A 25059-nucleotide genomic window follows, 5' to 3' on the forward strand; every position below is an offset into this window, starting at 1 on the left:
CGATCCGGTGCTCGGCCTCAGGTTCGTCATCGAGGCGCGGCATGGCGGGACCGTCCTGGTCGATATGACCGATCTCGATCCTCGTCCGCTCGCTATCGCCTTTGCCAGCGCGTTGCGCCGGTCGGCCGCGCTCGGCGGCCGGATCGGTGCGGCCAGCGTCATCAAACAGTATGTAAACTCCTATCGCCGTTTCTTCACCTGGCTTTCCGATGAGGCGGGGGAGGTGGACGGGCCCGAAGACGTGCGCGCAGCCCATGTCGACGGTTTCGCATCGGCACTCGAACGCGGGGGGATGGGCGCGATCTACCGGCATGTGACGGTCAGCAAGATCGTCAATACGCTGCGTGCGATAGAGGCGGATCGGCCCGACAGGATCACGCCCGACCTCCATGAGCGGTTGCGCTATACAATAGCGACCTCGGCGGGACGCTCGACCCCGCGTGATGCCTACAGTCCCTTCGTCGCCCGCGCGCTGCGCGACGCGGCCCGTACGGACGTGGAAGCGATATTCCGCCGGATCGGCGCCGAGGATCGGACCGATGAGGGCGATCCGGTCATTGCCGGAGCGCGGGCCGATGTCGAAGCTTTCATCGCGCGCCATGGAGCCGTTCGGACCGAGAGCGTCGAGTTGCGCCGTCTCTATTTCATGCGCTTGCGGCGCGGTTTGCCGATCAGCACGCTGATCGACGACCTGCATCGCCGACATCATCTGCACGTCACCGATCTGCCGCCATTGCTCGTGCTGCTTGCTCTCGATACCGGCCTCGAGCCGGAATGCCTGAAGGCGCTGACGGTTGATTGCCTGGCCAATCCCTCCGCCGGAACCGTCGAACTGCGATACCTGAAGCGACGCGCCGGCGCCGCCGGGCACAAGAGCATGCGCGTGCGCGACGGCGGCCTGGGCACGCCGGGTGGCCTTCTCCGCCGACTGATCGAGATCACGTCTGTCGCCCGCCAGAATCTGTCCACCGATTGTCTCTGGGTTTACCACAACGTCGGCGGTCTCCATGCCAGCATCCGTCATCCGCGCGAACGCCTCGACGCCTGGGTGGCACGGCACCGGATTGTCGATGACGACGGCAAGCCGCTCCATCTTTTGCTGTCCCGGCTTCGCAAAACCCACAAGGCGCTGTGGTACACCAAAACCGAGGGGTACATCGCCCGCTTCGCGGTCGGCCACACGCCCGAGGTCGCGGCGCGCCACTACGCCGATCTGCCATCGCTGCGGCCCCTGCACGAGGCCACCGTCGCCGATGCCTTCCGCGACGCTGTCGTCGCCGCGATGCCGACCATCCTCGCGCCAGCAGCCGAGAAGACGCTGCGCGAAGCGCCCGTACAGGCCGGGCCGCTGATGCCGCCGGATGCGGTCGGTTCCATTCTCGATGGGGAGCAGGATCTCTGGCTCGCCGCCTGCGCGGGGTTCCATAGCAGCCCCTTCGCCGAGGCCGGCTCGCCATGCCAGCAGCCGTTCTGGGGATGCCTCCATTGCCCCAACGCCGTCATCACCGCCCGCAAGCTCCCCGCGATCATGGCCTTCCTGTCCTTCGTCGAAGACCAGCGGCAGGGGCTTCCCGGTCCCGACTGGATGGTCAAGTTCGGGCAGGTTCATGCCCGGATCGTCCATCAGATCTTGCCCGCGTTTTCCGATGCCGTTGTCGCCGAAGCGCGGTTACGCGCCGTGGAGGAGCGCCTCTATCTGCCCCCCGAGGCGCGCGCATGACCGCGCCCGCCCTTGCCCGCGGGCACGTGTTCGACGATCGGCCCGTGCTGGCGTGCGCGCCGCTCAAGCCGGGCCATGCCCGCGAGGGCCTGTCGCGCGTCGACGATCCAAGCTGGGATCTGGGTCCGGCCGTCTTCCGCGAGAACGCCCGGCGCTGCCATGTCACCGTTCATTTCGACGTGCTCGAAGATGCCGATGTGCAGGCAATGATGCGCGCCTATCTCTATGCGCGTCTCAATGTCGACCTTCCCGGCCATCGTCCGAAGCTGCCGCCATCCTGTGTGCGGCAGGCGTTCAACCGGGCGCGGCGCTTCTTCGGCTTCGTCCGCGAACGATTGGGCGCGCTCGACCTTGCCCGCATTGATCCTCCGCTGATCGACGCCTATGCGCGGCATCTCCGAGAGGACCCGGCAAGGCGGCCCGTCATTGTCGGGCACCTTCTCGAGGTCGTCATCGACCTCTATCTCTACCGCGAGCAGCTTCCCGGCGGCGGCTTGTCGTTCGAACCGTGGGACGGGCGGCCACCCGCGCGCGTCGCGGGCTATCGTCATGTTCCCGAGAATCGGACCCCGCGCATCCCCGAGCCGATCATTGCGCCGCTTCTGGCATGGTCGCTGCGCTACATCACGGTATTCGCAGGGGACATTCTCGCCGCCCGGCGTGAGCTTTCCCGGCTCGAAGCGCGCCGCGACCGGCTCTTCGTTGCGGAACAGGGATTGCCGCATGCGGAGCGCCGCCGCCGGCAACGGCAGCGACTGGTGCGCTATTTCCGGTCCCGCGCGCGGCAAGGTCGGGGCGTGCCGGTCTGGGCAAGTCCGCCCAACGGTTCCGCATCCGTCGATCCGGTAAGCGGGGAGCTTCTGCCCGTCGTCAACGTGCAGCTTCTGCATCTTCACGTAGGCGTCGATGCCGCCAGGGAGCCGGCGATGCATCTCGCTCTCGCCGGCGGCGCGTCCGATCTCATCGCCGCTGCCATCGCGGATATCGGGATCGAACCCGGCGGCATGGATACGCCGATCTCGGTCGATGCCGATCTCGGTAGGCCATGGCGGCTCCGCTTCGATGCCAAATCCCTCGTCCTGGAGGAGCGCATGCTGCAGGCAGCGGCCTACGTGGTCTGCGCCTATCTGACCGGTATGCGCGATTGCGAGGTGCAGGCGATGCGCCGGGGATGCCTGATGCTTGCGCGCAGCGAGGATGGCACCGTGTCACGACACCGCGTCCGTTCCACTGCCTACAAGGGAAATGGGGCCCGGGGAGCGCCGGCGGAGTGGGTGACCATCGAGCCCGTCGCCGATGCGATCGGGGTGCTCGAACAGTTGACCCGGCGCGCGGCTGTTGCCCATGGTCTCGATACGCTCTGGCCCGTGCTGTCAGTGACGCGAAGTAGCAAACCGCACGTTTCCGCCGAGATCGTGCGCCAGATCAACGCTTATCGTGACCACCTGAACAGGCTGTTCGGGACGGACGAGGCGCCCGCCATACCGCGCGGGCCGGACGGCAAGCCCTGGCGGATCACGACCCGCCAGTTTCGTCGCACGATCGCATGGCACATCGCCAACCGTCCCTTCGGAACGGTGGCCGGCATGATCCAGTACAAGCATGCATCCGTCGCCGCGTTCGAAGGCTACGCGGGTAGCAGCGCCTCGGGTTTCCGAGCCGAGGTCGAGGCGCAGCGCCGGCTCGGCCAGATCGACGATCTGCTCGAGTATTTCGACAGGCGGCGCGGCGGGGCTGCCCTTGGCGGGCCGGCCGGTCCCCGCGTCGCGCGTACCCTCGACGAGACAGCCACCGAGCTTGGGCCATTGCCGCCGATGATCGCCGACCAGTCCCGTCTGCGCACCATGCTCGCCAGTCTGGCCCGCACCCTGCATGTCGGACCGCTTGCCGATTGCTTCTTCGATCCGGCAACCGCCCTGTGCCTCAAGCGCGTGACGGATGCCGCGGCAGACCGCCCGCTGACAGCACTTTGTGAACCGACCCGCTGCCCGAACGCCTGCATCGCGCAACATCACAGGCCCGTCTGGGAGCGGAGTGCTGATGAGGCACGCATGTTGCTGCGCGAGAAGCGGCTGCCCGGATTGCAGCGGGCCGCGCTCCAGCAGGAGGTTGACCGGATCGAGGGTGTGCTGGCCCGGATCGCGCCCGAGGGCGCGACGCCGCCCGTTCGGGCGGCGGTAAAGGGAGAGGCGGCTTGGGATCGGGGTGAGTGACGGGATGAGGAGAGCGGGAAAGGCCTGTTCCGCCCGTCCTGGAGACCTGTCATGTCCCGCTCTTCGTCATCGGCCGGGCGCGCCGATGTTTATTACCGTATCACCACCGAGATCATCGCCGCCATCGAGGCAGGCACCGGCGACTGGCGTGCGCCCTGGTTCCACGACGGGAGCAGCATCGCGCGTCCGACCAACGTTGCATCCGGCAAGCGTTATCGCGGCATAAACACCTTGGCGCTCTGGGCCACGGGCTTTGCCGCCGGATATGGCGACGGTCTCTGGGGCACCTACAAGCAATGGCAGGATGCCGGCGCGCAGGTGCGTAAAGGAGAACGCTCCACCACGGTCGTATTGTGGAGAGAGATCAAGGTTTCCCAGCAGGCCGACGACGAAGACGATGATGACGGGCATCGACGGATGTTCGCCCGCGCATTTTCTGTCTTCAATATCGCTCAGGTGGACGGGTACGAGCGCCCGGCGACCCCTGTGCTGCCCGAAGATGAACGCCTTGCCCATGCGGAAGCGTTCATTACAAACCTGGGCGTCAAGACGGAGTTCGGTGGATCGGAAGCCTATTACCGCCCGTCGTCCGACACCGTGTTCATGCCGCCGTTCACTTCGTTTCGCGATGCCGCGTCATTCTACGGTGTCTGGCTACACGAGAATGGTCACGCCAGTGGCGCAAAGCACAGGCTCGACCGCGACCTTTCCGGTCGCTTTGGTTCGGCCGCCTATGCCGCCGAAGAATGCTGCGTGGAAATTCTCAGCGGGCTCGTCTTGGCAGACCTCGGGATCGCCCACCATCCGCGCCCCGATCATGCCGCCTATATTGCCTCGTGGCTCAAGGTCCTGAAAGACGACCCCAAGGCCATCTTCACCGCCGCCAGCAAGGCGCAGCAGGCGGCCGACTGGATGCATGCGCAGCAGCCCCACGCAGAGGAGGTAGCGGCATGACCAAAACCGTTCTCATTGCCGAAAAATTTCAGAATGGGGCTAGACTGTCAGGATATGTGGCCGAGATGAACGCGGCTTTCTGCTGCGCCTCGCTCGGCATTGTGCCGACCGTACGCCATGCCGATTATATCGGTTCCTGGCTCGACGGGCTGCGCGAGGACAATCGCGCCATCGTCCGAGCCGCCTCCCAGGCCAGCAAGGCGGCCGACTGGCTACTGGGATATCTGCCCGACGAGGAGCGTGCCGAACCGCACGCTAATCCCATCGAGCGGAGGGCTGCGGCATGATCCTCCTGACCCGCACACAGCGCGCGCAGCTCCTTGCCAATGGTCGGCAGAGCGATGTGGATCACGTCCCCGTCGTGAAATTCTACAATCCCCTTGGCGCAGGTGTCTGGCTCGCGACCGAGCTGGATGAGGACGGCGACATCATGTTCGGTCTCGCCGACATCGGCTATCCCGAACTCGGCAGCTGGTGCTTCGGTGAACTGGAGGCGATCCGGCTCCCCTTCGGCATGGGGATCGAGCGGGACGTGCTTTTTACCGGCCTGTTCCCAATCTCGGTCTGGGCCGAAGCGGCGCGCATGGCTGGCAGCATTCGCGCAGCCGAGCAAATTTTGTCCGCTCGCTTCCGTGGCGATGCTGCACGGACCTTGAATCCCGCCGATACGGAAAGCCGGAAAGCCTGAGATCCGGCTGCCTGGCTTTGCGCTTTTGCGCCGCTCTCTCCGAGGTAGAGGGCGGCGCCTCTCGTCGTGACGTGGTGAAAGTTCCGGCGCCGGGCCGGCTGCCCGTCGGGAACCACGACCATGACGCGACACATGAGGAAACTCGCTATCGATCCGCAGCCTTGCCAGTTTTCAGCGCAGGAGCAGGCCGTTGTCTACGAAGCGCGCCAGATCCTGCTGCGCCATCTCAACCAGAATCCGGTTCTTTCCACATGGCGGGCGGTTCTGGACTATTGCGCGCTAACCATCCGCGGTGATGTCGAGCGCTTCCATGTCCTCTATCTCGACCGGAAGAACCGGCTCATCTCGGACGAATGTCTTGCCATAGGCACGGTCGATCATGCCCCGGTCTATCCCCGCGAAGTGCTGCGGCGGGGCCTGGCACTTAACGCCAGCGCGCTGATCGTCGTCCACAATCATCCGGCCGGCGACCCCGAGCCCTCGGCTGCGGATCTGGCGATGACAAAGGAGATCCAGAAGGCCTGCGCTGCTTTGGGGGTGACGCTGCACGACCACATCATCACCGGTGCCGGCCAGGAGGTCAGCCTGCGGAGCCGCGGTGAAATCTGATTGTCCTTACCGCTGCGCCGGGGCGAGGCCGGAAGAGTGAAAGGAGGGATGGGGATTTCGTGACGGGCTGACAGCCGGAGAGAGAGGCTCCCCGGCGTCCGTCATGGAGTCACTGACATGGCCACTGCCACCCACAAGATCACCCTGTCGTCCTCGCGCGACATTCCATTCAACAAGCTGGTGCTGAGCCAGTCCAACGTCCGGCGCGTCAGGGCTGGCGTCTCGGTCGAGGAACTGGCCGAGTCCATTGCCCGTCGCGGTCTGATCCAGTCCCTGCATGTCCGCCCGGTGCTGGATGCCGAAGGCAAGGAAACCGGCATGTTCGAGGTGCCCGCCGGCGGCCGCCGCTTCCGGGCGCTGGAACTGCTGGTCAAGCAAAAGCGCCTCGCCAAGATCGCCCCGGTGCCCTGCGTAGTGTCGGAGGCAACCGGGGATGTGCTGATCGACGAGGTGTCGCTGGCTGAGAATATCGAGCGCGCCCCGCTGCATCCGCTCGACCAGTTCCGCACGTTCCAGACCATGCGCGAGAAGGGCATGACCGAGGAAGCCATCGCCGCCGCCTTCTTCGTTGACGCGAAGGTGGTGAAACAGCGCCTGCGTCTGGCGTCCGTTTCGACCGCGCTGCTCGATGTCTATGCCGAGGATGGCATGACGCTGGAACAGCTCATGGCCTTCACCGTCAGCTCCGACCATGCCCGCCAGGAACAGGTCTGGGAGGCGATCAAGGACGGCTGGCAGAAGGAACCCTATACCATCCGCCGCTTGCTGACCGAGACCACGGTGCGGGCGTCGGACAAGCGGGCGGTCTTTGTTGGCATCACCGCCTATGAAGAGGCGGGCGGTTGCGTGCTGCGCGACCTCTTCCAGCAGGACGATGGCGGTTGGCTCCAGGACGCGGTGCTGCTCGACCGGCTGGTCGGCGAAAAGCTCAAATCCGAAGCGGAAACCATCGCCGCCGAGGGCTGGAAGTGGATCGAGGTCGCCATGACCTTCCCCTTTGGTCACGATCATGGCCTTCGCCAGCTTGTCGGCACCACGGTCGATCTGACCAAGGAGGAGCGCGCCACCCGCGAGGCGCTGCGCGACGAATATGACCGGCTCGAAGCCGAATATGCCGAGGCCGATGAACTGCCTGACGAGATCGATACCCGTCTGGGCGAGATCGAGCAGGCGCTGGAGGCTTTCGAGCGCCGTCCGATGACCTTCGACCCGGATCAGACGGCCAAGGCAGGCGTCTTCGTCAGCATTGACGCCGGTGGCACCCTGCTGGTCGAACGCGGCTATGTTCGCCCCGAGGATGAAACGCCGGTGGAACAGGAGGCGGAAGTCGTCGATCCCGAGACCGGGGAAGTCCTCCAGCGGGCCGAACCGCAGGCCAGCTACCAGCGCGCGGTCATCACGCTCGGCGGCCAATCCCCCGAGCCGGAAGAGGAAGATGAGGCCGATGCCATCAAGCCGCTGCCCGACCGGCTGGTCAGCGAGCTGACCGCCCATCGCACGCTGGCGCTGCGCGAGGCCGTGGCATCGAGCCCGCATGTCGCCATGACGGCGCTGCTGCACAGGCTGGTGACGGATTGCTTCCTGCCGCATTCCACCAAGGGGTGCCTGGAGGCGCAGGTCCGAGAAGTTCATTTTCCGACGCAAGCCGAGGATCTGCGCGATAGCACATCGGCGAAGGCAATCCAGGATCGACACGAACGCTGGGGCGATCATATCCCGGCCGATGATGCGGCGCTCTGGGATTGGCTGGTCGATCTGGACGACGGATCACGCATGGATCTGCTCGCGCATTGCGTGAGCTTCGGTGTCAATGCGCTCTATGAGAAGCCGAATCCCTATAGCGGCATGGGTGTCAGCCAGCATGGGCTGGAAATCCGCCTGTCTCAGGCCGACCGGCTGGCGCGTTCGACCGGCCTCGACATGGTGGCGGTGGGCTGGCGGCCGACGGTCGGCAACTATCTCGGCCGCGTGACCAAACCGCGCATCCTTGAGGCCGTCCGCGAGGGCGCTGGAGACCGTGCCGCCGAACTGATCGGGCATCTGAAGAAGGGCGACATGGCGAAGGAAGCCGAGCGCCTTCTGACCGATACCGGCTGGCTGCCCGAACCGCTGCGCATGGTTGATGGCGATGCCGAGGGCAATGCGGTGCTCGGGACAGATGGCGAAGCCGATGATCTGCCCGATTTCCTTTCGGGTGATGGTGAGGAGGACGATCCGGCCGACGATGAGGAAGAGCAGCACATGGTTGCCGCTGAATAACCCTCAAGCGGGGCGGCTCCGGTTGCCCCGTCTACTCCGTTTCCGCAACTCGCCCGGTCCTTGTGACCGGGCTTTTTCTTTGGAGGCTCCTATGACCACCATCATCGACATTGATCAGATTTTCCGTGAAGATCGCGAGAATCCACCGACGGAGCGCACGCTGCCCTGGCAAGAAACACGCGACGGCCTCACCGTCGTCGTGGAGCCGAAGCCTCATTGGGCCGAAGACATGCGGGTGTTCCGTCTCGATGCCCGCGAATATTGCCGCTACGCCGAATGGACAGTCCATGGCGGTCGTGCTCGGTTCTACGGTCATATCGACACGTCAGGCGATGATCTGATGATGAAGGCGCGCGCGATGATCGCCCGCGAAATCGCCGATGGACTTTGGGGCTGAAGACCCGGTCGTTCTTATCCTGGGCCATCGGCATGGGATGGTATCGCCCGAACCGGTTCCATCTCCAGCTTCACCATGAATTTTGTCGTCTTCATATCCGCGCAAGCGGCTGCCGATCCCGGCCTGAAGGGAACACGATCCTGGACAGCATGGTGGCAAGGCTGGCGCGGCAAAGCATCTGCGACGGGTATCCGGCACCTGTCAGATGCGATGAACCACCCCCGCTTCCATTCGCAAACCTTGGTCCGATCCGTCTCTTTGACACTCAACCCCAGAGGGGTCGGCTTACGCGCGCGTGCCGCCCTCGGGGATTCGGAAAAGAGTCCGAACGCCCTCGGGTGATTGCAGATCCGGTCAGACACTTCGGGCGCCTGTCGCGCGGGGGATGGTCCCCCGCCTCCCAAAGACAGGAGCCGGAACCCATGTCCTATGCAGATGCCACCGCCTTCGCCGCCAGCCTCGCCGCCACGCTGATGGTCTCGATCGTCGTGTTCCAGGCCGGAGACGGCACCCATGCCGCTTGCCCCGCCGCCGAATTCGACGGCGACGACGACATGGTGAAGCTGGAGTTGGACCCGTGGGAATAAGGCGCGAAAACGCCTCATCCCCGACGGCCCGGTGCGCGGTGAACCCGCGACCGGGCCTTCAGCCCTGCGATGGTCGCCCATCGCCAGCAGCGAAACCGGGGAACGGCCCCGGTCAGAGAGGAAGAGTGCGGGCCTTTCGGCCGTGACGGGTTGAGGGCTGGAGAGAGAGGCTTTCCGGCGCCCGTCATGGAGTGATCCCGATGAACCTTTCCCGCCATGATACCTGCCGCCCGATCGGCCAGATACTAGCGACCGATGTGCTGCCCGCGCTCTACCGGGCGCAAAAGCTGCCGCTGCGCATCTCCTGCCTCGGCGTGGCCAGCTACGGTGCCGGCGATGATGCCGACAGTTTCGACCGCATGATCCCGCTTGGGGAATGCCCATCACCGGAAGAGGCCATGCGTTTTGCGGCCTTGCGTCTGTCGCGCGGCGATATCTGCACCGGGCCGAACAGCTTCCCACATTTCCGCCCGCGCCTCATGCTCATCCAGGACCGCGATCATGGATTGGTCCTCGCTGGCGAAATCCGCGCGGGCGTCATTCTCTGGCAACAGCCTGTTGCCTCGGACGCCGAGGCCCGCCGGATTGTCGCCGAGGCCAGCCAGTTGCGCGGCCTTGCCTTCAGGACGTCCGCGCCGGCCGAGGCTCGTGAGCTTCGCTACCGGGCCGCTGCACTGGAAACCCGGCTGGTCGACCCCTTCTGGCGCGAAGCCGCGGCTGATCTGCTCCGCCTGCCGCAGGCCGCCTGAGCTTCACCTGTTCCATCCATCCGGCCCGGTCGCGCATCGGGCCTTGTCATGTCCGGAGACCGTCATGGCCAATTATTGCACCCATTTCTCCTGCCTGCTCGACGTGGGCACCCCCGAAAATGCCGCCCGCGCGCTCGACCTCTACAATGCGCTGGCGGGTGAAAATGCCGCCGAAGATCCGCCCTCGGACGGATTCCTGCTCTCGATCCAGCCCGAACATGGCGGCACGCAGCTCTGGATGCGCGATGACGTCACCGGCGATCCCGAGCACGTCATCCAGTTTGTCAAACGCTGCGCGAAAGAGTTCGGCCTGACCGGTTTGTGGGGGATGCAATACGCCAATAGCTGCTCGAAGCCCCGCATCGACGGGTTCGGCGGCGGCGCGCATGTCCTCGATCTCGCCACCGGCGAGACGGTGGACTGGATTTATACCGATGGATGGCTTTCCACCGTGCTGGAGGGAGGCAATCCCTATGCCTAGCACCATCGAAACCACCGTCTTTCGCCTCAATGAATTGTCCGATGCGGCGAAGGACAAGGCGCGCGCCTGGTATCGCGAAGGCGGCTTCGACTACGACTGGTACGATGCCGTCTATGAGGATTTCCAGCGCATCGCGGAAATCCTCGGCCTCGACCTCAAGACCCGATCCGTCCGGCTCATGGGGGGCAGCACCCGGCAAGAACCCTGTATCTGGTTCCGGGGCTTCTGGAGCCAGGGCGACGGCGCCTGTTTCGAGGCCTATTCCCACCGGAAAGGCGCCCCGCACCGGATCAGTGAATATGCGCCGCAAGACACCGAGCTGCACCGGATCGCCGATGCCTTGCAGGCGATCCAGAGGCGCAATTTCTACCAGCTCCGCGCCGATGCCAGCCATCGCGGCCACTATTATCACGAATACTGCATGGCGATCTCGGTCGAGCGCGACAGTCCGACATATCAGGACATGACCGCCGACGCGGAAGAAGCCGTGATCGAGGCGCTGCGGGATCTGGCGCGCTGGCTCTATCGCCAGCTTGAACGCGAATACGACTATCTGTCCTCGGACGAAGCGGTCGATGAGACCATTACCGCCAATGATTACACCTTCACCGAGATCGGTCGCCGCTTCGGGTGATCATGACAAGCGCCCCACCATTCGGTTGGGGCGCTTTTCTCATGTTGCCGTTCGAGAGCCAGAGGGTGGCCGGAAGGGGTCAAGTCCGGGCGGTTGAGAGAGAGCGCTGTTCGGACTTTCCCGTCCCCGCTCTCCTGAGGTTTCCCGACATGTACATGGTGTCTCCCGTGGCCGATCCGGTCACGCCGCTGGCGGCTGCGCCCGCAATCCTGACTGCTGCCAATCTTCTGCTTCCCCATATTGAGCGCGGCCAGCGCATCGACGCCGCAACGCTGCGATCTGCGATGGAAACGGCCTTCGGCGCGTCCGATACGACCGGCGCCTGGGACTGGAAACTGGCCTATGAGGCTTGCGAGGTCGCCACGGTGCTGTTCGTGCGCAAATACGGAAAGGCACTTTTCCGTAAAGCCGCTTCTCCGGTTGCACGACTTGATCCGCTGGCGAAGATCGCGGGGTTGTTGCCCACGCAGACCCGCCGTTCTGAGGAAAGCCAGAACTTCCAGCAGTTTTCGACGCCTCTGCCTCTCGGCCTGGCCGCGCTGACGGCAGTCGCGATCACGCCCGATGACGTGGTGCTGGAACCTTCGGCAGGCACCGGCTTGCTGGCGATCCTCGCGCAGACCGCTGGCGGTTCGCTGATCCTCAACGAACTGACTGAGACCCGTGCCGATTTGCTGTCCTCGCTCTTTCCGGCCCTGTCCGTCACCCGGTTCGATGCCGCACAGATCGACGATCATCTGGCCACCGATACCATTCCGTCCGTGGTGCTGATGAACCCGCCATTTTCGGTCATGGCCAATGTGAGCGGGCGCGTGGCCGATGCCGCTTACCGACATGTCGCTTCGGCGCTGGCTCGTCTCGCCACCGGCGGACGGTTGGTCACGATCACCGGCGCGGGCTTCAGTCCCGAGGCCCCCGCCTGGCGCGATGCCTTTATCCGCCTGCAGGAACGCGGGCGCGTGGTGTTTACCGCCGCCGTCGATGGCGCAGTCTATGCAAAGCACGGCACGAGTATCGACACGCGGCTGACCGTGATCGACAAACTGCCCGCCGACGATCCGGCCAGCTTCCCGGATACGCCGGGCATTGCGCCCGATATCGCGACCCTCATCGGCTGGATCGAGGCATTGGTCCCGCCGCGCCTGTCGGTCGAGTTGCCGAAGCTTGCCGTATCGGCTCCGGTCGCTGCGGCGAAAACCGTGCGCGGCTATCTCGCGCGCTCGGCAGCCTCCCGGTCTGTCGCAGCGCCGGCCAATGATCCGGAGGGCGTGGAACTTGCCTACGAGACCGTGGACTGGACCCCGCCCGAAGGCGCACGTCTGTCCGATGCGATCTACGAGGAATATGCACTGCAATCTTTGCGCATCCCCGGCGCGCAGCCGCATCCGACCAAGCTGGTGCAATCCGCCGCCATGGCCTCGGTCGCACCGCCCAAGCCCTCCTACCGGCCCATGCTGCCCGCCGACATCTGCGCGCGCCTGTCCGACGCCCAGCTTGAGACCGTGATCTATGCCGGGGAGACCCATGCCGATCATCTCGCCGGTGCCTGGACCGTGGACGAGCATTTCGACAATGTGAGCGCGGCGCCTGAAGATGCTGCCGGTTCCGTCCGGTTTCGCCGGGGTTTCATGCTCGGCGACGGGACCGGGGCTGGCAAGGGCCGCCAGTCTGCCGCGATCATCCTCGACAACTGGCTGCGCGGGCGGCGCAAGGCGGTATGGATCTCCAAATCCGACAAGCTGATCGAGGATGCGCAACGCGACTGGTCGGCGCTCGGCATGGAACGCCTGCTGGTCACTCCACTTTCGCGCTTCCCTCAAGGCGCAAAGATCACGCTGTCGGAAGGCATCCTTTTTACCACCTATGCCACGCTGCGCTCCGATGACCGGGGCGAGAAGGTTTCCCGCGTCAAGCAGATCGTCGATTGGATGGGGTCCGATTTCGATGGAGCCATCATCTTCGACGAGAGCCATGCCATGCAGAATGCCGGTGGCGGCAAGGGAGAACGCGGCGATGTCGCCGCCTCGCAGCAGGGCCGCGCGGGCCTGCGGCTCCAGCACGCCGTGCCCGATGCCCGCGTGGTCTATGTCTCGGCAACCGGCGCCACCACTGTCCACAATCTCGCCTATGCCCAGCGGCTCGGTCTCTGGGGCGGGGAGGATTTCCCGTTCGCCACCCGTGCCGAGTTCGTCGAAGCCATTGAAGCCGGCGGCGTGGCAGCGATGGAGGTTCTGGCCCGCGACCTGCGGTCCCTCGGCCTCTATACTTCCCGGTCGCTCTCCTATGATGGCGTCGAATACGAGCTGGTCGAGCACCAGCTCACCGACGAACAGCGCCGCATCTATGACGCCTATGCTGGGGCCTTCGCCGTCATTCACAACAATCTCGACGCGGCGATGGAGGCGGCCAACATCACCGGCAGCCCAGAATCTGGGGGAGCGACGCTGAACCGGCAGGCCAAATCCGCCGCGCGTTCGGCTTTCGAGAGCACGAAGCAGCGTTTCTTCGGTCATCTGCTCACGTCCATGAAAACGCCGACCCTGACCCGGTCCATCGATGCCGATCTGGAAGCGGGCCATGCCGCTGTGATCCAGATCGTCTCAACCGGCGAAGCACTGATGGAGCGGCGGCTGGCCGAGATCCCGACCGATGAATGGAATGACATTTCCGTGGATGTCACACCGAGGGAGTACGTAGGATCGTATTTGCAGCATTCCTTCCCGGTGCAGCTCTATGAGCCGTTCACCGACGGCGAGGGAAACCTGTCGTCACGGCCGGTGTTCCGCGACGGTCAGCCAGTGGAATGCCGGGACGCCGTCGCCCGGCGAAATGAAATGCTTGAGCAACTGGGCTCGCTGCCACCCGTGCCGGGCGCGCTCGATCAGATCGTGCAGCGCTTCGGCACCGATATCGTGGCCGAGGTCACGGGGCGTTCCCGGCGGATCGTTCGTCGCGGTGAAGGTGCGGCTGCACGCCTGGCGGTCGAGAACCGCGCGCCTTCCGCGAACCTTGCCGAAACTTCGGCCTTCATGGATGACCAGAAGCGCATCCTCGTATTCAGCGATGCTGGCGGCACCGGGCGCAGCTATCACGCCGAACTCTCGGCGCGGAACCAGCGCCTGCGGGTCCATTACCTGCTGGAACCGGGCTGGAAGGCAGATGCCGCCATTCAGGGGCTGGGGCGCACCAACCGCACCAATCAGGCGCAGCCGCCCTTGTTCCGGCCTATCGCTACCGACGTCAAAGCCGAGAAGCGGTTCCTCAGCACGATTGCCCGCCGCCTCGATACGCTCGGCGCAATCACGCGCGGTCAGCGCCAGACCGGCGGTCAGGGCCTTTTCCGGCCCGAGGACAATCTGGAATCCCCCTATGCCCGTGATGCTCTGCGCCAACTCTACATGGCTGTAGTGCGCGGGAAGATCGAGGGTTGCTCGCTGGAACGCTTTGAGACCGCGACGGGCCTGAAGCTGATGGACAGCAATGGTGTGAAGGACGATCTGCCGCCGATCACCACCTTCCTCAACCGCCTGCTAGCGTTGACCATCGAGCTACAGGGCATCCTGTTCGCGGCCTTCGAGCAGTTGCTCCAAGCCCGGATCGACGGGGCCATTGCTTCGGGCACCTATGATATGGGGCTGGAAACGTTGAAGGCGGAAAGCTTCAACGTCACCGATCGGCAGGTAATCCACACCCATCCCGGCACTGGAGCGGAGACACGCCTCCTGACCGTCACCGAGCGCAAGCGCAACCAGCCGGTGACGCTGGATGCAGCGCTGGTCGAACTCGATGATCCGCGCGCAAAGCTGCTGGTCAACGATCGCTCTGGCCGCGCTGCCGTACAGATCCCGACCACCAGCGTCATGCTGGATGATGGCGAGATCGAACGCCGCGTCCGGCTGATCCGGCCCATGGAGGCGATGAACATCCCCATCCGCATGATGGGCGAGACACATTGGGTCGAGACTGACCGTGCCGCCTTCGGCTCAGCCTGGACCGCAGAACTGGCCGAGGTGCCGGAGTTCACCGACACTATTCTACATATGGTGACTGGGCTGCTTCTGCCGATCTGGAAGCGCTTGCCGCAGGAATCCTCCCGCGTCTATCGGCTTCAGAGCGATGAAGGCGAGCGCATCATTGGTCGCCGTGTCTCTCCCGCATGGGCTGCCAATGCTTCGACCAGCGGCGTCAGCAGTAGCATCACGCCCGATGCCGCCTATGCTGGGCTGATCGAAGGCCGGACCATCCTCGATCTGGCAGAAGGACTGCAACTGCGCCGTGTCCGCGTCATGGGCGCGAACCGCATCGAGCTGACCGGATTCACCGATGCGATGCGGGATCGGCTGCGGGCTTACGGCCTCTTCAGCGAGATCATCTCGTGGAAACTGCGCTTCTTCGTGCCGGTGGGGGCATCCGGGCCGGAGATCTCCGGCAAGCTCTTCGACCGCTTCCCGGTCGAGCGCATCGGTGAGCGGGAGGCAGCGTAATGGCGCGTCTCAACGCCACCGAACTGGCGCAGCGTCTTGGCCGACAGGCCGAGGCGGTGTGCCGCCATTATCTTTCGAACGGGCGCAAGCAGGGCAATTACTGGCAGGTTGGCGATGTGCAGAACAATCCGGGCCGGTCGATGTTCGTCCGCCTCACTGGGTCTGAATCCGGCAAGGGGGTGGTCGGTAAATGGACCGATGCCCAAAGCGGTGAATATGGCGATCTGCTCGATGTCATCCGCGAAAGCCTCGGTCTGATCGACTTCGCCGACATTGCCGACGAAGCCCGCCGCTTCCTCAGCCTGCCGCAGCCCGAGCCGGAGCCGCAGGCGCGTCGGTCCCGAACACCACCGGCACCATCGGGATCATCGGCATCATCCGAGGCAGCACGCCGGCTCTGGCGCATGACGCAGCCGCTGATCAGCTCTGTCGCAGAGACGTATTTACGCGGGCGCGGTATTACGGATTTACGCGGAACCGCAAATCTACGCTTTCATCCGAACTGCTACTGGCGGCCCGAGGGTGATGGCTTGAGCGAGACATGGCCTGCCATGATCGCTGCCGTCACCGACATCAATGGCAGGATCACCGGCGCACACCGCACCTGGCTCGCCCGAGACGGCTCCGGCAAGGCGCCTGTTGATCCGCCGAGGAAGGCAATGGGTGACCTGCTCGGGCACGCCGTCCGGCTCGACGATACGCAGGATGTCATGGCAGCGGGGGAAGGCATCGAAACCGTTCTGTCGCTGCGGCAGGCCGTGCCAAGGATGCCGATGGTCTCCGCGCTCTCGGCCGGACATCTCGCCGCCATCCTGTTCCCACCGCATTTGCGCAGGCTCTATATTGTCCGCGACAACGATCCGGCAGGTGACAGCGCGCGGGGTAGTTTGGTGGACCGGGCACATGAGGCCGGAATCGAGGCGATCACGCTCTCGCCCATGCTGGGGGACTTCAACGACGATCTCACCGCCCGCGGGTTGGATGCGCTTCGGGCACAGATCCGGGTGCAGATCGCCCCCGAGGATGTCAGCCGCTTCATGGCCATGACGCCATAGCCGGCACCGGGGCCGTGATCGGGCAGGATCGATCCTGTCATGTGCACGGGGCTGCACCCCCATCGGCAGAGGACCGCGCCTTGGCCTTCTGAGAGGGCGATCGGCCCACAAACGCTCCGGCCCGGCAATGGCGGCGCCCGACTGATTTCCGTCGGCGGCAGAGCCGCCTTTACAGCGCGAAACAAATCAGCCGGGCTTTGCCATCAAGGCCCTCGCAAAGGGCTCGGGCTGCCAGACAGGAGCGCCCATGGGCTTTCGTCGCCATGAAGGCCGCGACGGTCGCGGTCCAACCGAAGGACGCATCCCATGGACGCACATGACGAATTCGAACCCGATCACAGCACATCCCCGACCGGCCATGTCGTCGAAGACCTCGAACTCTATGGCTACCGTCCCACCGAGGACGAGGCCGATCCCCGGATCACGCCCGAAGACAATGTTATCCAGGGCGCGGTCTCTGACATCTTCGATGCCCTGATTTCCACCATGGCCGACACCAGCCTCGATTTCGACCTCGACGAAATCCTCTGGTCCACCGTCAATACCTTCCACCGCGCCGTCGAGCGGATCGAACGCAAACTCGACGATAACGAGCAAGCCCAGAAGCGCCTTCAGCGCGAACAGGACGGCAGCGAGGTCAAATCGGTCCAGTTGGAGACCCTGATCGGCATCGGGCAAAGCCTGATCGAGCGCCGCGATAGCATGGAGACCTTCCGCGACACCGCCGCCGACATCTATCTGCGCACCACCGGCACACCCTGGTCGCCGCGCTCCGGCTCACGGGTCAACCATCGCCAGATGACATCGGCCATGATCGACAGCCGCGACTTCATCGCCGCCAAACGCCGGGCCGACAACGAGGTGCTGCTGCCCGCCGGACCGAAGATCGCCTTTTCAGGCGGAGATACCACCGATCACCGGACGATATGGGCCAAGCTTGATCAGATCCATACCAAGCACCCGGACATGGTGCTCATGCATGGCGGATCGCCAAAAGGCTCCGAGCGCATCGCGGCCACCTGGGCCAACAATCGCAAGGTCGCGCAGGTCGCCTTCAAGCCCGACTGGACAAAACACGCCAAGGCTGCCCCCTTCAAGCGCAACGACCAGATGCTCTGCACTCTGCCGATTGGGGTCATCATCTATCCCGGCACCGGCATTCAGGAAAACCTGGCCGACAAGGCCCGCAAGTTGGGCATCCCTGTCTATCGTTTTGGGGCGGGCAGCGCGTGAGCGCTGCCTTTCCCATTGCCACGAGCCGGATGGTCGAAACAATCGATCATTCCGGCTCGCGCAGGCAGGCATGTTCATGCTATATTCCGCTTTGCGCCATGGTGGTGGTGGAAGGCGCAACCGTTCAACCTATTGCACGGAGACACCACCATGATCATTCTCGGAATTCTTGTTTCCATCGCGGCCATCGGCACCATGTGCTGGTTGCTGTTCAATCTCGCCGTCTTTGCCCTGCCGTTCTTCGTCGGCATCAACACAGGCACCTGGGCCTATGGCACCGGTGCTGGCTGGCTTGGCGCGATACTCGTTGGCCTCGTCACCGCAGGCCTGACACTGGCCGTCGCTCAGGGCTTGCTCATGCTGATCCGCCCGATCTGGGCGCGGCTGCTGATCGCGCTGGCCTTTGTCGCACCGGCTGGTGTTGCCGGGTTTTACGCCACGCTCGGTATCGTCAAACACATGATGCCGTCCGAGACTTGGCAGATCATCTTCTCGGTGATCGGCGCGATCGCCGTTGGTGTGACGGCTTTCCTGCGCGTCACGGGCATGGCGGCAACCGGACCTGCGGAATCCAGCCTCGCTGGCGCATGAAATGCGGTCGCCTGGTCCTATCCGCAGGTCCGAAGGTCGGCCTAACCGCCCTTCGTGGCGCAACCGATAATTCCGCCGGAAGCTCAGCGACACTATCGCTATGGGCTCGAAGGCGACGCGCCGCCTTGGCGAACGCAAACCGTCTTCGACGACGGCCGCCGCGTCTAGGTCGTCTTCCCGCGCGGGATCGTTCAGGGTGAGATGCCGCCCCTCTTCGTGATCGGGTCCGATGGTCAGGCGCAGATCGCAAATACCCGCGTTCACCTGAACGTCCTCATCGTCGACCGGCTCTTCGCTGCCGCCGAACTGCGCCTGGGCGGCGAGAACCAGCAGATGGTCAGGATCGTGCGATCCCACGGCGTGCGGCGCAAAGCACGGACCGCGGCAGCGGAGGACTGAACCAATGACAGATGAAACAGGAACTCCGACCTCTGACACAGCCGCCGCCGGGACATCACGCAAAACTCCCCCAAACGATCCGTTCCAGCTGCGGGCCGATCCGCCCCGTGTCGTGCGTCTGTCGCGGAAAGTTCTGGCGGGCCTGGCAGCCATCACCTGGCTCGGCATCGGTGGCGCGCTGATCTTCGCGCTGCAGGGCCGGCAAGCCGGAGATGGACCAAACGAATTGTTCACGACCGAGAACCGCCCCACGGCCGACGAGTTGCGCCGTCTGCCATCGGATTATTCCGGTATCCCGCAACTCGGACCGGCACTGCCCGGCGATCTCGGTCGGCCCATTCGGCGCGCTCGGGAAGAAGGCCGCCCGGTACCGGTCACGACAGCACCCGGTCCCGATCCCGAAGAGCAACACCGCTTGGCTGACATCGAGGCCGCCCGCACCAGCGAGCTATTTTTTGGCACGCGCGGAGATCGAACCCAACCACCAGCAACTGCGGCCGGTGTCAATCTTGCGGGTGGATTTCCGACGGCTTTTCCGGGTGAGCAGCGCACGCCTACGGTTCAGGAGCGTCAGTTGGCTTTCCTGAATGCGCCCGTCGATCGCCGCACCGTGTCGGCTGATCGCGTCGCGCCGCCGCCATCGCCCTATACGCTCCATGCCGGAGCCGTCATTCCGGCAGCGCTCGTTACCGCTATTCGGTCAGACCTGCCGGGTCAGATCACCGCGCAGGTCACCGAGAACATCTATGACAGCCCGTCAGGGCGTTTTCTGCTCATTCCCCAGGGTTCACGGCTGATCGGCGAGTATGATAGTGGCGTTGGCATCGGCCAACGGCGCGTTCTGCTGGTGTGGAACCGCATCATCCTGCCGGGCGGTCGCTCGATCGTGCTCGAACGGCAGCCAGGAACTGACAGTGGCGGCTATGTTGGGCTCGAAGACGGTGTCGATCACCATTGGTGGGACATCGCCAAGGCCGCAGTCCTTGCAAGTGTCCTAAATATAGGGGCGGAACTTGCCACCGATGACAGTGACGCGATTGGCCCGCGCGATCCGTGATGGCGCGCAGGATACGATCGGCGATGCGGGGCAGGAGATCGTCCGCCGACAGGTCGGACGAGCACCGACCCTCACCATCCGTCCCGGCTTTCCGGTGCGCGTCATCGTCACCCGCGATCTCATCCTCGAGCCACAGAGGGGATAGTCATGACCAAGCTGAAGCTCGGACCTCTCGCCGACGACAAGCCGGTAAAATTAACCATCGATCTGCCTGCAGACGTCCATCATGATCTGGTCGCCTACGGTGTGATCTTGAGTCGGGAAACCGGACAAATAGTCGAAAAGCCTGCTGAGTTGATCGCACGCATGGTCGAACGCTTTATGGCAACCGATCGGGGGTTCGCGAAGGCGCGGCGCGCACTCCGCGAAAAGAAGACGTTACCGATTTCGGAGCCGACGCAGCGCGTTTGCTATCGCAGATGCCGTTTCGTCGCACCGTCAGTCGAGCGAGGCTCAGCATGCGCCGCCAAGCTGGGTTGTCATTGTTTGGCGACCAGACCGCCGAGAACGGCAACGTCTCGCCGTCGAGCCGTCGATATGCTACGCCCGGAAACCGCGTCGCGATCGTGGCCTCGCTCTTCAGCGTCACGCCGCGCCCGAATGAAACGATCTGCATGAGATTGTCACGGCCCACATGGTGCCTCTCGATCGCAGGATGAACGCCGAGGTCGGCCACATGCTTGATCAGGAAGTCGTGAATCTCTGCTCCGGGATCTCCATCGCTGATTATGAAGGTCTCGCCACCCAAATCGTCCCACCGGAGTGACTCTCGATCGACCAGAGGATGCTTGTCCGGCAACACGACGAACACGCCTTCGGACCAGAACTGTGCGGTATCGCAATCGGTCAACGATGGCGCTCCGGTGACGAAGGCGACGTCCAGCTTATGCAGGCGCACCGCGGCAATATGATCGGACGGCGCACCTTCGATGATATCGATGCGAACCCCTCTATATTGGTCGCTGTAGGCCCCCAGCATCTGAGCCAGAAAACCGGAAGCCAAGGACGAAAAGATGCCAATTCTGACGACGCCCTCTTCGCCTCGACCGATCGGACTGACATCCACGGCTGCGCAGGAGACTTCCCGAAGAATCTGGCGGGCGTGGCGGACGAATTTCTTTCCAGCGTGGGTAAGGATGATTCCTCTAGAATGACGGATGAACAATGCTGCGCCAATGTCGTCTTCCAGATCGCGGATGCGCCGGCTTACAGACGATTGCTCGACGCCGAGAGAAGTAGCCGCGCGCCGGAAGCTACCGCACCGGGAGGCAGCCACGACGTAGCGCAGATGTCTCAATTCGATTGCCACCTTTCGCTTCCCTTTTTGATTGGATATCTCACAGTCCGCCCGCTTTAAGGTTGTTGCGGATCGACCTGTGCAGCTGGCAGACGCAACGGTTGGTCGACCTTGAGAATTCCGTGATCGCGCTGATGCTATCGGGTCAAGCCGCTTCAGATGAACCGAATCCCACACGTTATGATTGTGCCTGATGGAAGTCCCGGTCACGACATGATACGAAGGGTTACGAAACAGTACGAAACGTAATCGTGCAATACATTGATAAAAAACGGAAAATATTTCCTCTCTCCAGTGGGGAACGGCAGCGACTTCAAGGCGCTGTTCATGCGCCTTGCCTCTGCCGGTGCCGGTCGCCCCGTGGACGCAAGCGGGTTTCCGCAAGGACCGTGGACGCCTGACCTTCTTGCCGAGGCCATCACACGGATCGACATGAACCAGTCTGGCATCGAGCTGCGGACGGTTCAGCTCTGGTTCCAGAACAACGACAAGGGCATCAGCTCGGACAACATTCGGTGGTTGGCGCGAGTATTCGGGTGTGACGATCCGGAAGCGACGAGTGCTTGGCAGGCGGAGATCAGTGCGTCGCAGTCACGGCTCGTTGCCAGAAGGCGGCTGGAGCGGCAAGCCACAGGAGAACCCGCTGATGGGGCTCTGGACACAGATATTCTGAAGGCGCGCAACGTCGCGGCACCTCCCCCGTTCGAGGGGCCAGGGCTGCGGGCGCCCGAGGAAACGGAGAGGCGATTCAGCCTCCCGCGGATATCCGAGGAATTCGTCGGACACCGATCCCCATTGGACCTTCCCGCCTCTGTCTTCGCGGGCGCTGTTGCGCTTGGGTTCATCTCCTACTTCCTCGGCATTCACAGCGTTGCCTACGGTCGGGAAGATGGCATCACCAAGCAGGTGGGCTTTCTCTGGGCTCCCAACTGGACCTTCCTCTTCATGATCTTCATGCCTCTTTTCTTCGTCTTCGCGGGAGACCTGTTGGCATTCTGGAAGAGCGAGGGGCGCGAGAAAGTCTTGGCTGCCTGTGGCGGCGCGGAAAGCGACGATGGATGGGCGAACAAAGTCGAGCGCTCGGCCTATACATATTGGGCGGTACTTCTTATCTGCCTGGGCTTCGCCGGCCTGTTTCAGTGGGTCAGCATCCGCCTGATGCCGCTGATGCAAGGTGGTGGCCCGTATCCGATAGACTGGGGTTCTCTCGCCATTGCGCTCCCCGAAACCTATTCCGTGCACCAGGCCATCGCATTCAGCGGTTTCGCTTATCTCTACATGTGCCTGTGCTTCTATCTTTTCTTCGTCGGCCTGATTTTGCTTTACACGTTGTCGTATGATCTCTGGGAAATCGAGCGTCGATCAGCGGTCGAAAATCGCGAACCGCAACCGGATGTCGATAGGGTCCGCTATCGAATCATGCGCGGGATCTTTCGCTGCACGATGTGCGGGCTGCTGATTGCAATCTGCATGAAGCTGCAGAGCGTGTATCTGACAACTAGTGCCGAAAGCATTCCGGATTGGCTCTTCCGTGATGCAGTATCCGTCCTCTCGGGGCGCGGCGCGGCGGATGATCGCGCGAACTATAGTTCACCGACGCACTATACCAGCCTCCTGATTGCGTTGGTGGCCTACGTGCCCTTTCTCCATGGCATCATCCGAACTGGTCTGGGATATCAATTCAATGCGCCGTTGTGGAAGATGGTTGCCGTAGGGATCTTGCTGGTCACCGCTTATCTCCTGATCGGAGCGTTCGCTGGCTTCTCGATCGTGCTGGGTGTCTCGGTCCTGCTGGCGATCTACGGTCTGTTTGATCCGGCATTTGGCACGCGGGAGACGAGCGATGTGGGAGGCCGCCGGAATGTATCATAGATGGCTTGATCGTTGGGATGAACAGCGGGCCAGTCGCGGAGACGTGCCAAAGGAGGAGGCCGCATATGTCCTCGATGCTGAGCTCGCGTTTCCGGATTCGCATGGGGTGACCAGCCTTGCTGAATTCTGTGCGCTCGCCGACCGGGCCACCGTAGATCCGACCTTCTTCGCAGACCCCGGCCAGAAGGACACCGTCGTTACTCGGGAGGATGGATGGATCAGGTTCAAGTCGAGCGTTTCGACAGGGGTCGAGGAAAACGATCTTGTCTGGGCAAAGGTAACCAAAAGGCGGTCCACCGACCGCGCCCTCGTGGTCTTCCACCATTGGAACGCAAGCTTTCGGTCACCCAAGATTGCCAATTTCTTCTCTCGACGAGCCGTGGCGGTGGTCGAGATGGCCATGCCCTATCACCTCGAACGTAGCCGCCCGGCCTCCAGCTACGCCGACTATATGCTCAGTCCGAATCTCGGTCGCACCATGCAGTCGATGCGACAGGCCGTGCTGGATGGACGAAAACTCATTCGTGCCCTGAAGAATGAAGGGTACGAGGACATTTCGGTTCTCGGCATGAGCTTGGGCTCCTGGGTCGCCGGACTGATTGCCGCGCACGACCCCATTGTGCGAAGGGCTGCACTGTTCCTCTCGGCCGGAAGCCTCGCGGATATGGTCTGGACCGGCCGCGCCACACATCACATTCGTGCTAGCCTTGAGCCTGAGATTTCGCTGGTCGACCTCCGGAGAGCCTGGGGCCCGCTCAATTTGGAGAACTATGCCGACAACTTGGCGCGAACCGATCTTGATCTTCAGTTTGTCTTCGCCACGAGGGACACGGTGGTGTTGCCAGAGTTGTCGAAACACCTGATGGCTAAGTTGGAGAACGCTGGCGCGGCACCGGGCATACTTGAGCTGAATTGCGGCCATTACTCGCTTTCGCTGCCCCCACAGATCATCTGGGCTGGCATGAGCGTTTTACGGTTGCTGTCCCGTAGCGGGCGATCGGTGCTTTGATCGGGCTCAGGTCGCGGATTAGCAAAGTTGCGGCGAGAAACGACAACATCGTCGGCTCGACTACGGACCGGAGGCAGCCCCAAAATGATAGGCTATGTCGCGAAACCGTGTCAGTGTGCTACGAACCACACTCAACTCCACGAAGTAGCGAAGTGCGGAGCTACCGCTCCAGCGCCTCAATCATCTCTACCCGCGTCGCATGCCGGCCGCCCTCGAAACGGGCGGTCAGGAACGCATCCATGAGGCTCTGTTGCGACAGAGCCGGGTCGCAGTCCCATACTGCAGTTAGAGCAGTCGGGATGTTTTTTCTTCCCCTGCACCAGAGGTCGACCTTGCGTCCCTCCTCTGCGCGGGCGACCTCAGAGGCTTCGTCCATTTTTCCGTCCGCTACCGCCATGGCTGTCATGACGTTTAACCCAAGGGCCGTCAGGCGATTGATTTCATCGACGTTCGGTGAGCCTTTTACTCTTTCAGTAGGCATTCGTATCCACCATTGAAAACAATCTCACATCGCTGCTGCAATAATAGCTTGAAGCCACGATGCGCCGTCCAAGTATGCACTGCCATCGCCCCTTTTGTTGAGCGAAACGGCCCCTCTGCGCGTTGCGGGCATGGCGGCAACCAGGTCTGCGTGTGGATCGGCGTGGAATAAGGACCCCTGTATTGGGGTGATCGGCGTCCAAACGGGCCCCCCCCCTGATGCGATGGTCCATCATGCCTCCGAGGTCATTCGGGGGCAGAGTTTGGGATGCTGGTTGTGGAGACGATCGC

At 63.4% G+C, this 25059-nt stretch carries 23 protein-coding genes and 1 pseudogene; 22 read left to right on the top strand and 2 right to left on the bottom strand.

Annotated elements, in window-relative coordinates:
• Positions 1–64: 64 nt before the first annotated feature.
• The 20 genes and pseudogenes from MLD63_RS16615 to MLD63_RS16705 all read left to right on the top strand — a co-directional run.
• Complete coding sequence (locus MLD63_RS16615) at positions 65–1720, top strand: hypothetical protein (RefSeq protein ID WP_255331040.1); 1656 nt, start codon at positions 65–67, stop codon at positions 1718–1720.
• Positions 1717–3933 (top strand): integrase, encoded by a 2217-nt coding sequence (locus MLD63_RS16620; protein WP_226562627.1) that lies wholly within the window; start codon positions 1717–1719, stop codon positions 3931–3933. The genes MLD63_RS16615 and MLD63_RS16620 overlap by 4 nt, the downstream gene beginning before the upstream one ends.
• Before the next feature lie 51 nt (positions 3934–3984).
• On the top strand, positions 3985–4887 hold the full coding sequence (locus tag MLD63_RS16625; protein WP_226562626.1) for an ArdC family protein: 903 nt from the start codon (positions 3985–3987) through the stop codon (positions 4885–4887).
• Positions 4884–5174: a zincin-like metallopeptidase domain-containing protein gene (locus MLD63_RS16630; protein ID WP_439957682.1), complete on the top strand. Its 291-nt coding sequence runs from the start codon at positions 4884–4886 to the stop codon at positions 5172–5174. Before MLD63_RS16625 ends, MLD63_RS16630 begins: the two co-directional genes overlap by 4 nt.
• Positions 5171–5575 (top strand): DUF2958 domain-containing protein, encoded by a 405-nt coding sequence (locus tag MLD63_RS16635; RefSeq protein WP_255331041.1) that lies wholly within the window; start codon positions 5171–5173, stop codon positions 5573–5575. Before MLD63_RS16630 ends, MLD63_RS16635 begins: the two co-directional genes overlap by 4 nt.
• A gap of 132 nt (positions 5576–5707) precedes the next feature.
• Entirely contained in the window at positions 5708–6184 is a 477-nt protein-coding gene (gene radC / locus MLD63_RS16640; protein ID WP_255331042.1) for a RadC family protein, read from the top strand.
• A gap of 117 nt (positions 6185–6301) precedes the next feature.
• Entirely contained in the window at positions 6302–8443 is a 2142-nt protein-coding gene (locus tag MLD63_RS16645; RefSeq protein ID WP_255331043.1) for a ParB/RepB/Spo0J family partition protein, read from the top strand.
• A 91-nt stretch (positions 8444–8534) separates the two neighbouring features.
• Positions 8535–8840 (top strand): hypothetical protein, encoded by a 306-nt coding sequence (locus MLD63_RS16650; RefSeq protein WP_255331044.1) that lies wholly within the window; start codon positions 8535–8537, stop codon positions 8838–8840.
• Between the two features lie 422 nt (positions 8841–9262).
• Positions 9263–9427, top strand: a complete 165-nt coding sequence (locus tag MLD63_RS16655) for a hypothetical protein (RefSeq protein ID WP_009450567.1) — start codon at positions 9263–9265, stop codon at positions 9425–9427.
• A gap of 200 nt (positions 9428–9627) precedes the next feature.
• Complete coding sequence (locus tag MLD63_RS16660; protein ID WP_255331045.1) at positions 9628–10176, top strand: hypothetical protein; 549 nt, start codon at positions 9628–9630, stop codon at positions 10174–10176.
• A 64-nt stretch (positions 10177–10240) separates the two neighbouring features.
• A complete protein-coding gene (locus MLD63_RS16665; RefSeq protein WP_255331046.1) occupies positions 10241–10657 on the top strand; it encodes a hypothetical protein in 417 nt (138 codons plus the stop codon).
• Positions 10650–11291: a DUF8835 domain-containing pootine gene (locus MLD63_RS16670; protein WP_255331047.1), complete on the top strand. Its 642-nt coding sequence runs from the start codon at positions 10650–10652 to the stop codon at positions 11289–11291. Before MLD63_RS16665 ends, MLD63_RS16670 begins: the two co-directional genes overlap by 8 nt.
• Positions 11292–11440: 149 nt before the next feature.
• Entirely contained in the window at positions 11441–15775 is a 4335-nt protein-coding gene (locus MLD63_RS16675; protein WP_255331048.1) for a strawberry notch-like NTP hydrolase domain-containing protein, read from the top strand.
• Positions 15775–16830 carry a DUF7146 domain-containing protein gene (locus tag MLD63_RS16680; protein ID WP_255331049.1) on the top strand — a complete coding sequence of 352 codons (1056 nt, stop codon included), beginning with the start codon at positions 15775–15777 and terminating at the stop codon, positions 16828–16830. Before MLD63_RS16675 ends, MLD63_RS16680 begins: the two co-directional genes overlap by 1 nt.
• A 306-nt stretch (positions 16831–17136) precedes the next feature.
• Complete coding sequence (locus MLD63_RS16685) at positions 17137–18063, top strand: DUF2493 domain-containing protein (protein ID WP_255331050.1); 927 nt, start codon at positions 17137–17139, stop codon at positions 18061–18063.
• Positions 18064–18213: 150 nt separating this feature from the next.
• Positions 18214–18654: a hypothetical protein gene (locus MLD63_RS16690; protein ID WP_255331051.1), complete on the top strand. Its 441-nt coding sequence runs from the start codon at positions 18214–18216 to the stop codon at positions 18652–18654.
• A gap of 186 nt (positions 18655–18840) precedes the next feature.
• Positions 18841–19053: a TrbG/VirB9 family P-type conjugative transfer protein gene (locus MLD63_RS18000; RefSeq protein ID WP_439957685.1), complete on the top strand. Its 213-nt coding sequence runs from the start codon at positions 18841–18843 to the stop codon at positions 19051–19053.
• A gap of 4 nt (positions 19054–19057) precedes the next feature.
• On the top strand, positions 19058–20110 hold the full coding sequence (locus MLD63_RS16700) for a TraB/TrbI/VirB10 family type IV secretion system protein (protein ID WP_439957683.1): 1053 nt from the start codon (positions 19058–19060) through the stop codon (positions 20108–20110).
• A complete protein-coding gene (locus MLD63_RS18005) occupies positions 20076–20255 on the top strand; it encodes a TrbI/VirB10 family protein (protein WP_439957684.1) in 180 nt (59 codons plus the stop codon). Before MLD63_RS16700 ends, MLD63_RS18005 begins: the two co-directional genes overlap by 35 nt.
• A 2-nt stretch (positions 20256–20257) precedes the next feature.
• Positions 20258–20407 (top strand): annotated as a pseudogene (locus tag MLD63_RS16705) (DUF2274 domain-containing protein); the annotation flags it as partial.
• 22 nt (positions 20408–20429) lie between these two features.
• Here the strand turns inward: MLD63_RS16705 and MLD63_RS16710 are convergent.
• Positions 20430–21419: a LysR family transcriptional regulator gene (locus MLD63_RS16710; protein WP_255331052.1), complete on the bottom strand. Its 990-nt coding sequence runs from the start codon at positions 21417–21419 to the stop codon at positions 20430–20432.
• Positions 21420–21668: 249 nt separating this feature from the next.
• On the opposite strand from MLD63_RS16710, the gene MLD63_RS16715 reads away from it, so the two are divergent.
• Complete coding sequence (locus tag MLD63_RS16715) at positions 21669–23279, top strand: RcgA family putative transporter (RefSeq protein ID WP_507185077.1); 1611 nt, start codon at positions 21669–21671, stop codon at positions 23277–23279.
• On the top strand, positions 23251–24288 hold the full coding sequence (locus tag MLD63_RS16720) for an alpha/beta fold hydrolase (RefSeq protein ID WP_255331054.1): 1038 nt from the start codon (positions 23251–23253) through the stop codon (positions 24286–24288). The genes MLD63_RS16715 and MLD63_RS16720 overlap by 29 nt, the downstream gene beginning before the upstream one ends.
• A 160-nt stretch (positions 24289–24448) precedes the next feature.
• Here the strand turns inward: MLD63_RS16720 and MLD63_RS16725 are convergent, their stop codons facing one another.
• Positions 24449–24769 carry a hypothetical protein gene (locus tag MLD63_RS16725; RefSeq protein ID WP_255331055.1) on the bottom strand — a complete coding sequence of 107 codons (321 nt, stop codon included), beginning with the start codon at positions 24767–24769 and terminating at the stop codon, positions 24449–24451.
• Positions 24770–25059: the final 290 nt, after the last annotated feature.

It is taken from the genome of Paracoccus albicereus (assembly GCF_024359525.1).
Lineage (GTDB): Bacteria > Pseudomonadota > Alphaproteobacteria > Rhodobacterales > Rhodobacteraceae > Paracoccus > Paracoccus albicereus.

What these genes read in the sequence shown, in the direction of transcription:
- MLD63_RS16615 (WP_255331040.1), top strand. Translation starts at nt 65, where the DNA reads ATGACCGATCTCGATCCTCGTCCGCTCGCTATCGCCTTTGCCAGCGCG.
- MLD63_RS16620 (WP_226562627.1), top strand. Translation starts at nt 1,717, where the DNA reads ATGACCGCGCCCGCCCTTGCCCGCGGGCACGTGTTCGACGATCGGCCC.
- MLD63_RS16625 (WP_226562626.1), top strand. Translation starts at nt 3,985, where the DNA reads ATGTCCCGCTCTTCGTCATCGGCCGGGCGCGCCGATGTTTATTACCGT.
- MLD63_RS16630 (WP_439957682.1), top strand. Translation starts at nt 4,884, where the DNA reads ATGACCAAAACCGTTCTCATTGCCGAAAAATTTCAGAATGGGGCTAGA.
- MLD63_RS16635 (WP_255331041.1), top strand. Translation starts at nt 5,171, where the DNA reads ATGATCCTCCTGACCCGCACACAGCGCGCGCAGCTCCTTGCCAATGGT.
- radC (WP_255331042.1), top strand. Translation starts at nt 5,708, where the DNA reads ATGAGGAAACTCGCTATCGATCCGCAGCCTTGCCAGTTTTCAGCGCAG.
- MLD63_RS16645 (WP_255331043.1), top strand. Translation starts at nt 6,302, where the DNA reads ATGGCCACTGCCACCCACAAGATCACCCTGTCGTCCTCGCGCGACATT.
- MLD63_RS16650 (WP_255331044.1), top strand. Translation starts at nt 8,535, where the DNA reads ATGACCACCATCATCGACATTGATCAGATTTTCCGTGAAGATCGCGAG.
- MLD63_RS16655 (WP_009450567.1), top strand. Translation starts at nt 9,263, where the DNA reads ATGTCCTATGCAGATGCCACCGCCTTCGCCGCCAGCCTCGCCGCCACG.
- MLD63_RS16660 (WP_255331045.1), top strand. Translation starts at nt 9,628, where the DNA reads ATGAACCTTTCCCGCCATGATACCTGCCGCCCGATCGGCCAGATACTA.
- MLD63_RS16665 (WP_255331046.1), top strand. Translation starts at nt 10,241, where the DNA reads ATGGCCAATTATTGCACCCATTTCTCCTGCCTGCTCGACGTGGGCACC.
- MLD63_RS16670 (WP_255331047.1), top strand. Translation starts at nt 10,650, where the DNA reads ATGCCTAGCACCATCGAAACCACCGTCTTTCGCCTCAATGAATTGTCC.
- MLD63_RS16675 (WP_255331048.1), top strand. Translation starts at nt 11,441, where the DNA reads ATGTACATGGTGTCTCCCGTGGCCGATCCGGTCACGCCGCTGGCGGCT.
- MLD63_RS16680 (WP_255331049.1), top strand. Translation starts at nt 15,775, where the DNA reads ATGGCGCGTCTCAACGCCACCGAACTGGCGCAGCGTCTTGGCCGACAG.
- MLD63_RS16685 (WP_255331050.1), top strand. Translation starts at nt 17,137, where the DNA reads ATGGACGCACATGACGAATTCGAACCCGATCACAGCACATCCCCGACC.
- MLD63_RS16690 (WP_255331051.1), top strand. Translation starts at nt 18,214, where the DNA reads ATGATCATTCTCGGAATTCTTGTTTCCATCGCGGCCATCGGCACCATG.
- MLD63_RS16700 (WP_439957683.1), top strand. Translation starts at nt 19,058, where the DNA reads ATGACAGATGAAACAGGAACTCCGACCTCTGACACAGCCGCCGCCGGG.
- MLD63_RS18005 (WP_439957684.1), top strand. Translation starts at nt 20,076, where the DNA reads ATGACAGTGACGCGATTGGCCCGCGCGATCCGTGATGGCGCGCAGGAT.
- MLD63_RS16720 (WP_255331054.1), top strand. Translation starts at nt 23,251, where the DNA reads ATGTGGGAGGCCGCCGGAATGTATCATAGATGGCTTGATCGTTGGGAT.
- MLD63_RS16725 (WP_255331055.1), bottom strand. Translation starts at nt 24,769, where the DNA reads ATGCCTACTGAAAGAGTAAAAGGCTCACCGAACGTCGATGAAATCAAT.